This window comes from Kocuria sp. UCD-OTCP, assembly GCF_000349605.1.
In the GTDB taxonomy this organism is placed as follows: domain Bacteria; phylum Actinomycetota; class Actinomycetes; order Actinomycetales; family Micrococcaceae; genus Kocuria; species Kocuria rosea.
On record NZ_AOSQ01000029.1, the window covers coordinates 18,813 to 32,224 of the forward strand.

Sequence of the window (13,412 nt, forward strand, 5' to 3'; positions counted from 1 at the left end):
GCTCGACGGTGATGGCCCGATCCTATGCCCGGGCCCGGCATCCCGCGCACGGCGTCCTGCGCCCGGCCGGGGATCTCCTCAGCCGCCCTCGAGGAGCCGGCGCAGCGTCAGGGCGTTGCGCACGGCGTGGCCGTCGCCGTCGTTGTTGAAGTACGCGTAGACCTCGCGGCCGCCGTGGTGCCACTCCCGGATCCGGTCGGCCCACCAGGCCAGGTCCTCGTCCGAGTAGGAGCCGGCGTAGAGGTGGTGGTGGTCGGGGCCGTGGAAGCGGACGTAGACGAACGGGGCGGTGGCCTCGAGCACGCAGGGCAGCCCGGCCCCGCTCATCACGCAGTACGCCGCGCCGTGGCGCCGGAGCAGCCCGAAGACCTCCGGGTGCACCCAGCTGTCGTGGCGGAACTCCACGGCGACGGGCAGCCAGTCGGGCAGCCCGGCCAGGAACCAGTCGAGGCGCGCGTCGTCGCGGGCCTGCGCCGGCGGAAGCTGGACGAGCAGCACGCCGCGCCGGTCCCGCAGCTCGTGCCAGGACTCGGCGATCCGCCGGCTCCAGGTCTCGGGCGCGTAGAGCTTCTTCGCGTGCGTCAGTCCGCGGGGGGCCTTCACCGTCATCCGGAAGCCCTCCGGCAGGCGCCGGTTCCAGCCGGCGAAGGTGCTGCTGCGCGGCCAGCGGTAGGAGCTGGCGTTGAGCTCCACGGTGGAGAAGGCCCGGGTGTAGATCTCCAGGCGCTTGGCCGGGGCCGTGCCGGGGGGATAGAGGACGTGCTCCCAGTGGTCGTAGCTCCACCCGGAGGTGCCGATGTGCCAGCCCATGGGCTCCAGGGTAGCGGCGGAGGGCGCCGGGTCCGGCCGTCGCGCCGGGCGCCGGCCGGCCGCGCGGCGGACGTAGGGTGTTCACCGGCACGCACGGCGCCCCCGCCGAGCACCCCGCACGATCCCAGGAGAACCCGCATGACCACCCTCGCCCCCCGGCCCGCCGGGACCCGCTGATGGCGAAGCTCTACTTCCGGCACGGGGCGATGAACTCCGGGAAGTCCACCGTGCTGATCCAGGCCGCGCACAACTACGAGGAGCGCGACCAGACGGTCCTCGTCGCCAAGCCCGCGATCGACTCGAAGGGCGCGGACACCGTGGTCTCACGGCTGGGGGAGTCCCGGCGGGTCGACCTGCTGCTGGCCCCGGAGGACGGGGCGCGCGAGCGCTTCCGGGCCGCCGTGCGGGAGCGCGGACCGGTGCACTGCCTGCTGGTGGACGAGGCGCAGTTCCTCGCCCCGGCCCAGGTCGACGACCTGTTGCGCATCGCGGTGCTCGACGGCGTCCCGGTGCTGGCCTACGGGCTGCGCACCGACTTCCGCACGGAGGCGTTCCCGGGCGCGGCGCGCCTGCTGGCCGTGGCCCACACGGTCGAGGAGCTGCGCACGATCTGCCGCTGCGGGTCGAAGGCGATGTTCAACGCCCGCACGGTGGACGGGGAGCCGGTCTTCGAGGGCGACCAGGTGGCCATCGACGGTGCGGCCGTGTCCTACGAGTCGATGTGCGCCGGCTGCTACCTGCGGCACTCGGACGGGCGCCTGGGCTGAGCCGGGGACCGGCGCGCCGGTCCCGAAACGGCGTCAGGGGGTGACGTCCCGGTCGTCCTCGCGGCCGTGCCGGTCGACGACCGCCCAGAACAGGTCCTCGGGGATCGCCTCGAGGTCGGGGTGCAGGGCGGCGAGCTCGTCGATGATGGCGGCCACGTCGTAGTGGGCGTGCACGTCGCCGCGCCGGGCGAGCCGGTTCGAGGCGATCAGGCCCTCGACGTAGGCGGTGTGGTCGGAGTCGGTGAACGTGCTCAGGACCGCGTCCGCCCACAGCTGCTCGAAGGCCGGGTGGCCCTCGGTGACGAGCCGGACCGGGGCGTGCGCGCCGTCGGGCTCGGCGGGGTCGGCCTCCGGGGCGTCCCGCACCGGTCCGGTGGTCTTGGCGAACCGGGTGCCGTCGTCGACCGTGACGGTCCGGTCGGTCTCGTCGACGACGGTGTGCCGCTCGGTGCGCAGGACGGGCCCGCCGCGGACCACCACGGCGCGGGTGCCGACGCCGGTGGCTCCGCCGACGTGGTGGTGCTGGCTCACGGCGACCTCCTGGGGTCTGCGCTGCGGGGGCGGCCGATCCGCCGAGTGCCTGATGCGCAGAACCTAGCAGGCGGCGCCGACCGCCGAAAGTTTCCGGGAACGCGGACGGCGCCGCCGGAGGGGCTCCGGCGGCGCCGAGGGCGCGGGGTGGACCGGGGCTCAGCCGCCGAGCAGCACCGCGCGGACCAGGTCGAAGAACATGCCGAGGATGGCCGTGAAGTCGGGGTTGAAGAACGCGTCGAACTCGCCGACCAGTCTGATCATGACAGTTCCTTCCGAGGGGGGTGGGTGGGGCCCGGGCCGGGCGCGGATCCGGCCCGGGCCCGAGCCTACCGGGGGTGTTCACAGAAGCACATGGCCTTTCGGCCAGTTCCCGCTCCGGGCCGGCCGGACGCCGGGACCCGTCAGGGGGCGGGAGTGCCGGTGGAGGACGCTCGGCGCGCGTCGTCGTGCGCCGCGGTCTCCTGCGCCGCGGTCTCCTGCGCCGCGGCCTCCATTGCGGCGGCCTTCTTCGCTGCGGCCTCGTGCGCGGCGGCCTCCGCGCCGCCGATGGCCTCGCCGCGGGCCACCATGCCGGCGGTGTCGGAGAGGGGGATCTGCTTGAGGAACACCGCGAGGACGAAGGCCAGCAGCATGAAGGGGATGAGGTACCAGAACACCGGGGCGAGGGAGTCTGCGTACGCGGTGACGATGCCCTCGCGGACGGGCTCGGGCAGCTGCGCCAGGGTCTGCGGGTCCAGGGTGGCGGTCGCCTCCCCGGCCTGGGCGGCGGAGGCGCCGGCGCCGGTGAAGACGGCCGTGAGCTGCTCCGAGAGGTTGTTGGTGAAGATCGCCCCGAAGATCGCCACGCCGAGGGCCGCGCCGACCTCGCGGAAGTAGTTGTTGGTGCTGGTGGCGGTGCCCACCATGGACGGGTCCACGGCGTTCTGCACCACGAGGACGATGACCTGCATGATCAGGCCCAGGCCCGCGCCGAGCACGAGGAGGTAGACGCAGATCAGCCAGATGGGCGTCTCGGCCGCCAGCGTGGTCATGGCGAGCATGGCCGAGGCCGTGACGAGCGTGCCCGCCAGCGGGTAGCCCTTGTACCGGCCGGTGCGGGAGATCCTGAGGCCGGACCAGATCGAGGTGCCCATCATCCCGACCATCATGGGGACCATGAGCAGCCCGGACTCCGCCGCCGAGGTGCCGGAGGACATCTGCAGGAACGTGGGCACGAACGCGATGGCGGCGAACATCCCCAGCCCCAGGGTGAGGCCGATCGCGGTGGCGTTGACGAACACCGGGTTGCGGAACAGGCCCAGGGGGATGATCGGGTCCTCGGCCCGGGTCTCGTTCCAGATGAACAGCGCCGTGGCCACGACCATGCCGCCCGCCCAGGCCCAGGTGGCGGCCGCGCCCCAGCCGTGCTCGGCGTTGCCGCCGAACTCGGTGAAGAAGATGAGACAGGTCGTCGCCACGGACAGCAGCAGGACGCCGGCCACGTCGATCCTGCGGGTCGCGCGCTTGTGCGGGAGGGTCAGGGTGAACCACGCGATGGCGAAGGCGGCGATGCCGATGGGGATGTTGATGTAGAAGGCCCACTGCCAGGTGAGGTGGTCCACGAAGTAGCCGCCGAGCAGCGGCCCCGCCACGGCGGAGAGCCCGAAGATGCCGCCGAGCGGGCCCATGTACTTGCCGCGCTCGGAGGCCGGGACGATGTCCGCGATGATCGCCTGGGAAAGGATCATCAGTCCTCCGCCGCCGAGCCCCTGCAGCGCGCGGAAGGTCACGAACTGCCAGAAACCGGTGGCCAGGGCGCAGCCCACCGACGCGAGGGTGAACAGGGCGATGGCGACCAGGAAGAGGTTGCGCCGGCCCAGGACGTCGCCGAACTTGCCGTAGACGGGCATCACGATGGTGGTGGCCAGCAGGTAGGCCGTGGTGATCCAGGCCTGGTGCTCCACGCCGCCCAGCTCCCCGACGATGGTCGGCATGGCGGTGGAGACGATCGTCTGGTCGAGGCTGGCGAGCATCATCCCGGCGATGAGGGCGGAGAAGATGATCCAGATCCGCTTCTGGGTCAGCACCAGCAGCGGGGCGTCCTGCGCGACCGCGGGCGGGGTGGTGGTCATGGGCTTCCTTCGGTGTCCGGGGACGGGTCAGAGGTGTCGGGGGGAGTGGCTGAGCGGGTGTCCGCGGCGGTGTCCGGCGTCGTCTGCGGGGCGGTGGCGCCGGGGGAGAGCAGGGCCCCGGCGAGGCGGACGTTGCGGGCCAGCAGCTCCGCGAACTCCTCCAGGGGCGGGGACTCGTCCGGGTCGGCGCCGGCCGGCCGGGTCTCGAGGAGCTCGTGGACGGTGTGCCCGGCGAGGTGGGAGACGACGGCGGCGGCCACGCCGGGGAACGGGTCCCGCTCCCCGCAGCCCTGCCGGCGCGCGATGAGCTCCGTCAGCTCGGCCAGCCGGCGTTCCATGGTCTCGGTGAGCCGCTGGAGCAGCACGGGCTCGCGGCGCAGGACGTCCAGCAGCAGGGTCCGGTCGTGGGGGCCCTCCAGCAGGGCGAAGGAGCGCACGACCAGCTCCTGCAGGGCGCTCAGCAGCGGCGCTCCGTCCGGGGCGGAGCCCCCGGCCACGAACTCCTCGCCGAAGGCCTCGAGCGGGTCCCGGGCCGGGGTGCCCAGCACGGCGTCGTCCTTGGAGGCGAAGTAGTTGAAGAAGCTCCGCCGGGAGATCCCGACCTGCGCGCAGAGCTCGTCCACGGTGAACCCCGCCAGCCCGCGCTCGGCGGTCAGCCGGCGCGCGCCGGCGATGAGGGAGCGGCGGGTCCGGCGCATGCGCTGCTCCCGTGCGCCCGCCGTCACCGGAGGCGCCCGAGGTCGAATAGATGTTGCACTCACGACATCATAGTGCAATTTTGTGGCGGGTGGTGCCCGGTGCGCCGTCGTGCCCCCGTCCGTACGCTGGACCACGTCGGCGCACGACCGGAGGAGACCCGTCATGGCTCAGGAACCGGACCCCCGCCCGCGGCTGATCGGGCTGCACGGGCGCAAGCAGTCGGGCAAGGACACGTGCGGCGACCGCCTCGTGGTCGCGCACGGCTACGCACGGGTGGCCTTCGCGGACCCGCTGCGGCTGTTCCTCACCGAGCTGGACCCTCTCGTGGGCGTCCGGGACGGCCGGCTCGTGCGGCTCGCCACGGTGCTGGCGGAGGCCGGCGGCGACTGGGGTCTGCTCAAGGACGAGGCGCGGGACCCGGTGCACCGGGAGATCCGGACGCTGCTGCAGAAGGTCGGCAACGAGGCCGGCAAGGCCGTCTTCGGGGAGACGGTGTGGGCGGACCGCGGGCTGGAGACCGCCCGCCGGCTGGGCGGGCCGGTCGTGTTCACGGACGTGCGCTTCGACGTCGAGGCAGAGGCCATCACGGCCGCCGGGGGCCGGGTGGTGCACGTGGTGCGCCCCGGGGCTCCCGCCCCGGAGGACCCGCACCCCTCGGAGGCCGGCATCGACCCGCGCTGGATCACCGCCGTCCTCGTCAACGACGGGACGGTCGAGCAGCTCTGGGCGAAGGTCGACGCGCTGGTGCTCAGCCGGCCGGGTGCCCCGGGGTGAGCCCCACGAGCTCGGCGCTGCGCCGCCACAGGGCGTCCGCGAGCGCGTCGTCGGCCGCGCGGGACGGGGCGCGGGCGGGCCGGCTCTTCTCGAAGTAGCCCCCGGAGCGCCAGTCCTCGCCGGCGGCGCCCTCGGCCAGCCACACCAGGGTCTCCGCGCCCCGTTCCGGGGTGATCATGAGCCGGCGGCCCAGGCGGGTGCGGTACAGGAACCGCAGGGGGGTGGTGGTGCCCGAGGCGAAGTTCGTCGCGACGCCCCCGGGGTGGAACGCCGCGGCGGCGAGGCCGTGCGGCCCGTGCCGGCGGTCGAGACCGCGGGTGAACAGGATGTTGGCGAGCTTCGTGTCCCCGTAGGCCCCCTGCGGGGACCAGCGCCGGTCGTCGACGAGGACCTCCGGCGAGAGCCGGCCGATGCGGGCCGCGACGCTGGACGTGCTGAGCACCGCCGCGCCGTCCGCCACGAGCCGGTCGAGCAGCAGGTGGGTGAGCAGGAAGGGCGCCAGGTGGTTGACCTGCCACGTCATCTCGTGCCCGTCGGGCGTCAGCTCGCGGCGGTCGAAGATCCCGCCGGCGTTGTTGACCAGCACGTCGATCCGCGGGGCGGACTCCTGCAGCTCCCGGGCGAGCCGGCGCACGTCGTCGAGCCGCGCGAAGTCCGCGGTGAAGTGCCGGAGCCCGAGGGGCCCGGCCACCGCCGCGGTCTTCTCGCCCGATCGCCCGACGACGACGACGTCGTGGCCCCGTCCCGCCAGCTCGCGGGCGGCGGCGGCCCCGATGCCGTCGCTCGCGCCGGTGATCACGACCGTGCGCCGCCCCTTGCGCCGATGGGCGTGCTGCTCGCGGTGCTGGTCCTCGTCGTGCTGGTCCATGGTGGCCTCCTCGGTCGAGCCGGAATCCCGGTCAGCATAGCGACGCACCCTGGGCCGCCGGACGGAATAAGCGCGCGGGCGGAGCCGTTGCGGCACGCACGACGGAAAACACCCGGACAGGCACCACAGCTGAGGAGCTGACCATCATGGCCCGTGTTCTGATGATCGTCTCGGCGGCCGACTCCCTCACCATGCGGGACGGCACCGAGCACCCCACCGGCTTCTGGGCGGAGGAGCTCGTCGTCGCCCACCGAGCGCTGCGCCGGGCCGGGCACACCGTCGACATCGCCACCCCCGGCGGTCGCCGGCCCACCGTGGACCGGGTCAGCCTCTCCCCGGACGTCACCGGGGGCCAGGAGCGGGCCGACGAGTTCCGCACCTACCTGGAGGAGATCGACGCCGAGCTCACCGCCCCCCGCGTCCTGGCCGAGGTCGACGAGCACGACTACGACGCCGTGGTCCTGCCCGGCGGCCACGGTCCCATGGCGGACCTCGTCCACGACCCCTCGCTCGGCCGGATCCTGGCCTCCTCGGACCGGACCGGCCGGCTCATCGCCCCCTTCTGCCACGGCCCCGCCGCCCTGCTCAGCGCCCAGGACGACGGGACGTTCCTCTTCGCGGGCCGCCGGCTGACCGCCTTCACCAACGAGGAGGAGCTCGGCGGCGGCACCGGGGAGAACACCCCCTGGTTCCTGGAGACCGTGCTCCGGGAGAAGGGGGCCGTCGTGGAGACCGGCCCCGCGTGGTCCAGCCACGTCATCCGCGACGCCAACCTGATCACCGGTCAGAACCCCCAGTCGAGTCAGGCCGTCGCCGACGTCCTCGTGGAGGCGCTCGCCGAGTGACCCCCGGCCGCAGAGGCACCGGCGGCGGTGGGAGCCGCCGGGCTCAGGCGCTGACGGGCGTCCTCCCGGCCAGGGCGAGGCCGCGGGCGGCGACCACCGCGTCCCGGAACTCCGGGAAGGTGCGGCGGACGGCGTGCCCGCCGCCGGCCGGGACGAAGGTCATGGCCCACCGGTTCCGGCGGAGCCGGTGGAAGGGCACGGCGACGATCTCCACGGAGGGCAGGGCATCGGGGCGCTGAGCGTTCACAGCGGGACCTTTCGGGGGGGGGGGGCAGGTCGGGGGAGGACGGGGCCTGCTCCGGGCGGACCGGGGGATCCGCGGACCGGGGCCCTGCGTGGGGCCCATGGTACCGGGCGCGCCGCCCGGCGGGGCGGTCGCCTGGCCGGTGTCGGCGCCCGGCAGGTATGATCAGCACACTGATCGAGTGAGGAGACCCATGTTCACCCCCGAAGTGGCCGACGGCGTCCACCGCATCACCCACGCCCACGTCAACTGCTTTCTGGTCGAGGACGAGGACGGCGTCACGCTCGTGGACGCCGGCCTGCCGAGCATGTGGCCCATGCTGCTGGCGGGACTCGAGGAGCGCGGGCGGCGCCCCGACGAGGTCAGGGCGCTGGTGCTCACGCACGCGCACTTCGACCACGTGGGCTTCGCCCGGCGGGCGCAGGAGGAGTGGCGGCTGCCGGTGCACGGGCACCCTGCGGACGCGCGGCTGGCCGCCCACCCGTACCGGTACCGGCCCGAGCGCAACCGGTTCCTCTACCCCTTCACCCACCCGCGGTCCCTGCCGCTGCTCGGCCGCATGGCGGCGGCCGGGGCCCTCGCGGTCCGGGGCGTGCGGGAGCTGCGCCCGCTCGAGGCCGGGGCCGTCCTGCCTGTCCCGGGCCGGCCGGTGGTCGTCCACACCCCCGGCCACACGGACGGGCACTGCGTCCTGGACCTGCCCGGCCGGGGGACCGTGCTCAGCGGTGACGCGCTCGTGACGCTGGACCCCTACACCGGCCGGCGCGGCCCGCAGATCGTCGCCGGGGCCGCGACCCACGACTCCGCCGTGGCCCTCGCCTCCCTCGACGCGGTGGCCGCCACCGGGGCGCGCACCGTGCTGCCCGGTCACGGGGAGCGGTGGACGCAGGGCGCCGAGGCCGCGGCCCGGCACGCCCGCGCGGTGGGCGCCCACTGAGCGAGCCCGGCAGGGTCCGCGGATCGGGCCGGGAGCGGCCGTGGCCGTCGCGACCCCGCCCCACCGGGCATCCGAAGCGTGCTGATGACACTCCCGGGGGCGGCGGCTATCGTGGGCGGCGACCGACGACCCCACAGCGCCTGGAGGACCACCCGTGAAGCAACTGACCGTCTCCGCCCCCGGCGGCCTGGACCGGCTCGAGCTCGGGGAGGCCCCCGACCCGGGCGCGCCGGGCCCCGGCGAGGTCCGCGTCCGCGTGCACGCCAGCTCCCTGAACTACCACGACTACCTCGTGGTCTCCGGCGGGACGCGGACCGAGGACGGGAGGATCCCGCTGGCGGACGGCGCGGGCGTCGTCGAGGCCGTGGGGGAGGGCGTCGACGACCTCGCGGAGGGCGACGCCGTGGTCTCCTGCTTCTTCCCGCTCTGGCAGGACGGACCCCCCGTGGACGGGAACTTCCGGCGCGTCCCGGGAGACGGGCTCGACGGCTACGCCCGGGAGGCGGTGGTGCGTCCCGCCACGTGGTTCACGCGCGCCCCGGCCGGGTGGTCCCACGCCGAGGCCGCGACCATCACCACGGCCGGCGTCACCGCCTGGCGGGCGCTTGTGGTGGACGGCGGGCTCCGTGCGGGGGACGTGGTCCTGGCCCTGGGCACCGGCGGCGTCTCGGTCTACGCCACGCAGCTCGCCAAGGCCGTGGGCGCCACCGTGGTGGTCACGTCCTCCTCCGACGAGAAGCTCGAGCGCGTCCGGCGGCTCGGCGCGGACCACGTCATCAACTACCGCGAGACCCCCGAGTGGGGCCGCGCCGTCCAGGAGCTCACGGACGGGCGCGGCGCCGACCACGTGATCGAGGTCGGCGGCCCGGGCACCCTGGCGCAGTCGATCCGCGCCGTGCGGGTCGGCGGCCACATCTCCCTGATCGGCGTGCTCACCGGGGCGGCCGGCGACGTCCCCACGGCGCTGCTCATGGCGCGCCAGGCGCGCCTCCAAGGACTGCTGGTGGGCAGCCGCCGGGACCAGGCCGACTTCGTGCGCGCGCTCGAGGCGACCGGGCTGCGGCCGGTGATCGACCGCCGCCGCCCCCTCGCCGAGGCCGCCGACGCGTTCCGGGAGATGGAGTCGGCCCGGCACTTCGGCAAGATCGTGCTCGAGCACTGAGCCCGGCCGGTGCCCCGGGGGGCGCGCCCCGGGGCACCCGGGTCACCAGCCGGTGACCCACACCTGACCGGTGGCCGGGGACCAGTTCACCCTGTACCCGTTCGAGAAGCGCTGGTAGACGGTGGCCCCGGTGCGGATCTCGTCGGTGACCGGGTAGCCGTAGCCCCGCTCGAAGCCGGCGGCCTTCCAGGCGCGGCCGATGGCGCCGGTCTCGTGCACCGCACGCGCGCCGTGGGCCCGGGTCCACAGCACCTTGGTGAGCGCCCCGTCCCGGGAGAAGACCTGGTAGGAGGACCCGTCGGCCAGCCGGCGCTCCTCCGTGGTCGGGAAGCCGTAGCCGTTCTCCCGCCCCCCGGCCACGAACTTCTGGCCGATGACCGTGGCGTTCTCCACCCGGTGGGCGCCCGTGGCCGGGCTCCAGTACAGGGTGGACTTGCGCCCGTTCAGGGAGAACTCCTGGTAGACGCCTCCGGCGCGCAGCCCGCCGCGCTCCGCCGTCACGGGCTGACCGACGACCGCGGCGCCGCCCAGGGCGTGGTACTTCGCGCCGATGGCGCCGGCCACGCCGTAGCCTGCCGGGGGCTGGACGGGCGTCGACGTCTCGTAGGTGTAGGCCGGGGCCCCGTTCACGCGCGTCGAGGCGTCCGCGGGCGCGCCGCCGTTGGCGTACCCGTAGAGGTTGACGGTGGAGAGCACCTGCCAGGGCTGCCCGGAGTTCTCGAGCCGGCCGTCCGCGTAGGTGAGGCCGATGCCGATCACCTCGTGGCGCGGGTCCTTGATCGCCTTGTCGTGGGCGGCCGAGGACTTCCACCACGCCACCAGGGCGCGCACGTCCCGGTGGTGTTCCAGGGCGATCACCTCGTTGGCGCTGGTCCAGGGCCCGGTGCGCGGATCGGTGAGGAAGGTGGTGCTGTGCGAGAACTTCTCCTCGACGATCTGCCGGTCGGACTCCTTCTGCACCACCTGGGACAGCGTGGCGGAGTACTTGAGCGGCTTCACGCCGAGGGACTCGCGGTAGCGGTTGATCTCGTCGAGGATCAGCTGGGCATCGGCCTGACGCGTGGCGGCGTCCACCGCGACGATGTCCTGCGCGGCGGCGTGGGCCGCCGGACCGGCCAGCAGCGAGGTGCCGGCGAGCGTGGTGACGCCGATGCCGGCGGAGAGGGCCAGAGCGGCCATGCGGCCGTGACGGCGCGCGGGGGCGCAGCGATGTTTCGCCATGGGTGCTTCTGCTTCCTGGTCTGTCTGCACGCACGGAGGAACTGGGGGGTTCCGTGCGGCGGGGGGCTATCGTCGTCCGGCCGGACGACGAGACAGATTGGGCTGGGGAAGGCGCCCAGGGAAAGGCTAGGGAATTCCCATTGCAAATAGGAAGTGTGTGAAATTGTTTCGTCTATCACAGGAGAATAACGACGACATCACGGAATGAACCGGACGGCCGGAATTCCCGTGGTTATGGTGAGCGGTTCACACCCCGTCCGCGCGGCGAACGCACCGGTGCCGGTGACGATAGGCTGGGAGCGCACGCCCGGAGAAGGAGCCCGATGACCGTCCACGCCACCCGCGCCACCGGCGTCCGGGCCCCGTTGCGGCTGTGCCTCGTCCTCGCCGCCGCCGTCGGCCTGACCGGGTGCGGCCCCGACCTCGGGACGCCCGAGGGCACCACCCGGGCGTTCGTCGACGCGATGGCCGAGCGCGACTGGGACGGCGCCTGCGAGCTGCTGTCCCACGACTTCGTGCACCGGGCCACGGAGGGCAGCTCCCAGTACTGCGGGGTCCACCTCGAGCGGTGGCACCCGGACACCTCCCGCTACGAGACGCTCGCCGTCCAGGGCGAGGCCGTCGAGACCGCCGAGGGGTACCGGCTGGAGGTCGCCCCCGAGGACGCTCCCGGGGAGACTGAGGAGGTCGTCGTGGTCGAGGAGTCCGGACGCCTCGTGCTGCTGAGCTACCCCGGCCGCGACACCGCCGTCCGCTGAACCCCACCCGCCCACCAGGAACCCCAGGAAGGACCGCCATGACCGATCCTCAGACCGTTCCCGCCGCGGCGGCCGCGGCGTCGTCGCCCGAGGGCGAGACCGTCGAGATCTGCCGCAACCTCATCCGCATCGACACCTCCAACTACGGCAGCGGCGACGCCAAGGGGGAGCGGCGGGCCGCCGAGTACGTGGCCGGGCTGATCGAGGAGGTCGGTCTCGCCACGACCGTCCTGGAGTCGGCGCCCGGCCGCGCCAACGTCTTCGCCCGGATCGAGGGCACCGACCCCTCCGCCGACGCCCTGCTGGTGCACGGCCACCTGGACGTGGTGCCCGCGATCGCCGCGGACTGGTCCGTGGACCCGTTCGGGGGCGAGATCCGGGACGGCATGATCTGGGGCCGCGGTGCCGTGGACATGAAGGACATGGACGCCATGATGATCTCGGTCCTGCGCCACATGGTGCGCACCGGGGACCGGCCGCGGCGGGACATCGTCTTCGGCTTCTTCGCCGACGAGGAGGCCGGCATGGTGTACGGCTCGCACTGGATCGCGGAGCACCACCGCGGTCTCTTCGACGGCGTCACCGACGCCATCAGCGAGGTCGGCGGGTACTCGGCCACCATCGGCGGCCGGCGGGCCTACCTGCTGCAGACGGCGGAGAAGGGCCTCATGTGGTTGCGTCTCAACGCGCAGGGCACGGCCGGGCACGGCTCCCAGATCAACGACGACAACCCGGTCACCCGGCTCTCGAGGGCGCTGGCCAACATCGGCGAGCACCAGTGGCCCGTGGAGCTCACCAAGACCACCCGGGCGTTCCTGGACTCGGTCACCGAGCTGACGGGCGTGGAGTTCGACCCCCAGAACCCCCAGCGGCTGCTCGCCGAGCTCGGCTCCGTGGCACGGTTCGTGGGCGCGACACTGCAGACCACCGCGAACCCGACGATGCTCGAGGCGGGCTACAAGGTCAACGTCATCCCCGGCTCCGCCCAGGCGGGGCTGGACGTGCGCTATCTGCCGGGCCAGCGCGAGATCGTGCTGGCGAAGCTCGCGGAGCTCGCCGGGGACGGGGTGTCCTTCGAGTTCGAGTCGGACGACATCGCCCTCGAGGTGCCGTTCTCCGGCACCGTGGTCGACGCCATGGTCGACGCGCTGCACGCCGAGGACCCCGAGGCGGTCGTGCTGCCGTACATGCTCTCCGGCGGGACGGACAACAAGTCCCTGGACCCGCTCGGCATCACCGGCTACGGGTTCGTGCCGCTGCGCCTGCCCGACGAGCTCGACTTCCCGTCCATGTTCCACGGCGTGGACGAGCGCGTGCCCACGGACTCCCTGGAGTTCGGCTCCCGCGTGCTGCACCGGCTGCTGACCCGGTACTGACCGGCCACCGGCCCCTCCCACCCCGGTCCGCCCGACCGCCGGAGCACCCACGACCCCGACGACCGCCGACAGGAGCGAGATGCACCCCGCCACCGGACCGCAGCCCGCGACCGCACGACCCGCACCCGCACCCGCACCCGCACCCGCACCTGCGGGAGCCGAGGCCCCCGAGGACCGGGCGGCCGGCGACCTGGTGCCCGAGACCCTGCTCCCGGACGACCTGCTGGCGACGTTCCGCGAGCGCGCCGCCGGCTACGACCGGGAGAACCGGTTCTTCGACGAGGACTTCGCGGACCTGGTGCGGAT

The 13,412-nt window shown here is 73.8% G+C and carries 14 protein-coding genes and 1 pseudogene; 8 read left to right on the forward strand and 7 right to left on the reverse strand.

Annotated elements, in window-relative coordinates:
* Positions 1-78: 78 nt before the first annotated feature.
* On the reverse strand, positions 79-810 hold the full coding sequence (locus H488_RS29530; RefSeq protein ID WP_017833797.1) for a DUF72 domain-containing protein: 732 nt from the start codon (positions 808-810) through the stop codon (positions 79-81).
* Between the two features lie 176 nt (positions 811-986).
* Here H488_RS29530 and H488_RS29535 point away from each other — a divergent pair, with 176 nt between their 5' ends.
* The gene (locus tag H488_RS29535; RefSeq protein ID WP_017833798.1) at positions 987-1,577 is read left to right on the forward strand and encodes a thymidine kinase; all 591 of its coding nucleotides are present in this window, start codon (positions 987-989) and stop codon (positions 1,575-1,577) included.
* Between the two features lie 33 nt (positions 1,578-1,610).
* Here H488_RS29535 and H488_RS29540 read toward each other — a convergent pair whose 3' ends face one another.
* The 3 genes from H488_RS29540 to H488_RS37465 all read right to left on the reverse strand — a co-directional run bounded on the left by H488_RS29540 (position 1,611) and on the right by H488_RS37465 (position 4,920).
* Positions 1,611-2,108: a hypothetical protein gene (locus tag H488_RS29540; protein ID WP_017833799.1), complete on the reverse strand. Its 498-nt coding sequence runs from the start codon at positions 2,106-2,108 to the stop codon at positions 1,611-1,613.
* Positions 2,109-2,512: 404 nt separating this feature from the next.
* Positions 2,513-4,222 carry an MDR family MFS transporter gene (locus H488_RS29545; protein WP_017833801.1) on the reverse strand — a complete coding sequence of 570 codons (1,710 nt, stop codon included), beginning with the start codon at positions 4,220-4,222 and terminating at the stop codon, positions 2,513-2,515.
* Positions 4,219-4,920, reverse strand: coding sequence for a TetR/AcrR family transcriptional regulator (locus H488_RS37465; RefSeq protein WP_017833802.1), 702 nt, complete (start codon positions 4,918-4,920; stop codon positions 4,219-4,221). Before H488_RS37465 ends, H488_RS29545 begins: the two co-directional genes overlap by 4 nt.
* A 163-nt stretch (positions 4,921-5,083) precedes the next feature.
* Here H488_RS37465 and H488_RS29555 point away from each other — a divergent pair, with 163 nt between their 5' ends.
* A complete protein-coding gene (locus H488_RS29555) occupies positions 5,084-5,695 on the forward strand; it encodes a hypothetical protein (protein ID WP_017833803.1) in 612 nt (203 codons plus the stop codon).
* Here H488_RS29555 and H488_RS29560 read toward each other — a convergent pair.
* On the reverse strand, positions 5,670-6,563 hold the full coding sequence (locus tag H488_RS29560) for an SDR family NAD(P)-dependent oxidoreductase (protein WP_017833804.1): 894 nt from the start codon (positions 6,561-6,563) through the stop codon (positions 5,670-5,672). The two genes, H488_RS29555 and H488_RS29560, sit on opposite strands and share 26 nt — an antisense overlap.
* Before the next feature lie 146 nt (positions 6,564-6,709).
* On the opposite strand from H488_RS29560, the gene H488_RS29565 reads away from it, so the two are divergent.
* Positions 6,710-7,408 (forward strand): type 1 glutamine amidotransferase domain-containing protein, encoded by a 699-nt coding sequence (locus tag H488_RS29565; RefSeq protein ID WP_031283165.1) that lies wholly within the window; start codon positions 6,710-6,712, stop codon positions 7,406-7,408.
* Positions 7,409-7,451: 43 nt separating this feature from the next.
* Here H488_RS29565 and H488_RS29570 read toward each other — a convergent pair whose 3' ends face one another.
* Positions 7,452-7,655, reverse strand: a complete 204-nt coding sequence (locus H488_RS29570) for a hypothetical protein (protein ID WP_017833806.1) — start codon at positions 7,653-7,655, stop codon at positions 7,452-7,454.
* A 190-nt stretch (positions 7,656-7,845) separates the two neighbouring features.
* Between H488_RS29570 and H488_RS29575 the strand changes: the two genes are divergently transcribed.
* Positions 7,846-8,589 carry an MBL fold metallo-hydrolase gene (locus H488_RS29575; RefSeq protein ID WP_017833807.1) on the forward strand — a complete coding sequence of 248 codons (744 nt, stop codon included), beginning with the start codon at positions 7,846-7,848 and terminating at the stop codon, positions 8,587-8,589.
* Positions 8,590-8,743: 154 nt separating this feature from the next.
* A complete protein-coding gene (locus tag H488_RS29580) occupies positions 8,744-9,751 on the forward strand; it encodes a zinc-dependent alcohol dehydrogenase family protein (RefSeq protein WP_017833808.1) in 1,008 nt (335 codons plus the stop codon).
* Between the two features lie 42 nt (positions 9,752-9,793).
* Here H488_RS29580 and H488_RS29585 read toward each other — a convergent pair whose 3' ends face one another.
* Complete coding sequence (locus tag H488_RS29585; RefSeq protein ID WP_031283166.1) at positions 9,794-10,972, reverse strand: CAP domain-containing protein; 1,179 nt, start codon at positions 10,970-10,972, stop codon at positions 9,794-9,796.
* Between the two features lie 323 nt (positions 10,973-11,295).
* Here H488_RS29585 and H488_RS29590 point away from each other — a divergent pair, with 323 nt between their 5' ends.
* From H488_RS29590 to H488_RS37655, 3 genes and pseudogenes are all read left to right on the forward strand, one after another.
* Positions 11,296-11,730 (forward strand): hypothetical protein, encoded by a 435-nt coding sequence (locus tag H488_RS29590; protein ID WP_017833810.1) that lies wholly within the window; start codon positions 11,296-11,298, stop codon positions 11,728-11,730.
* 38 nt (positions 11,731-11,768) lie between these two features.
* Complete coding sequence (locus H488_RS29595) at positions 11,769-13,106, forward strand: M20/M25/M40 family metallo-hydrolase (RefSeq protein WP_017833811.1); 1,338 nt, start codon at positions 11,769-11,771, stop codon at positions 13,104-13,106.
* Positions 13,107-13,185: 79 nt separating this feature from the next.
* Positions 13,186-13,412 (forward strand): annotated as a pseudogene (locus H488_RS37655) (hypothetical protein); the annotation flags it as partial.

What these genes read in the sequence shown, in the direction of transcription:
- H488_RS29530 (WP_017833797.1), bottom strand. Translation starts at nt 810, where the DNA reads ATGGGCTGGCACATCGGCACCTCCGGGTGGAGCTACGACCACTGGGAG.
- H488_RS29535 (WP_017833798.1), top strand. Translation starts at nt 987, where the DNA reads ATGGCGAAGCTCTACTTCCGGCACGGGGCGATGAACTCCGGGAAGTCC.
- H488_RS29545 (WP_017833801.1), bottom strand. Translation starts at nt 4,222, where the DNA reads ATGACCACCACCCCGCCCGCGGTCGCGCAGGACGCCCCGCTGCTGGTG.
- H488_RS37465 (WP_017833802.1), bottom strand. Translation starts at nt 4,920, where the DNA reads ATGCGCCGGACCCGCCGCTCCCTCATCGCCGGCGCGCGCCGGCTGACC.
- H488_RS29555 (WP_017833803.1), top strand. Translation starts at nt 5,084, where the DNA reads ATGGCTCAGGAACCGGACCCCCGCCCGCGGCTGATCGGGCTGCACGGG.
- H488_RS29560 (WP_017833804.1), bottom strand. Translation starts at nt 6,563, where the DNA reads ATGGACCAGCACGACGAGGACCAGCACCGCGAGCAGCACGCCCATCGG.
- H488_RS29565 (WP_031283165.1), top strand. Translation starts at nt 6,710, where the DNA reads ATGGCCCGTGTTCTGATGATCGTCTCGGCGGCCGACTCCCTCACCATG.
- H488_RS29575 (WP_017833807.1), top strand. Translation starts at nt 7,846, where the DNA reads ATGTTCACCCCCGAAGTGGCCGACGGCGTCCACCGCATCACCCACGCC.
- H488_RS29585 (WP_031283166.1), bottom strand. Translation starts at nt 10,972, where the DNA reads ATGGCGAAACATCGCTGCGCCCCCGCGCGCCGTCACGGCCGCATGGCC.
- H488_RS29590 (WP_017833810.1), top strand. Translation starts at nt 11,296, where the DNA reads ATGACCGTCCACGCCACCCGCGCCACCGGCGTCCGGGCCCCGTTGCGG.
- H488_RS29595 (WP_017833811.1), top strand. Translation starts at nt 11,769, where the DNA reads ATGACCGATCCTCAGACCGTTCCCGCCGCGGCGGCCGCGGCGTCGTCG.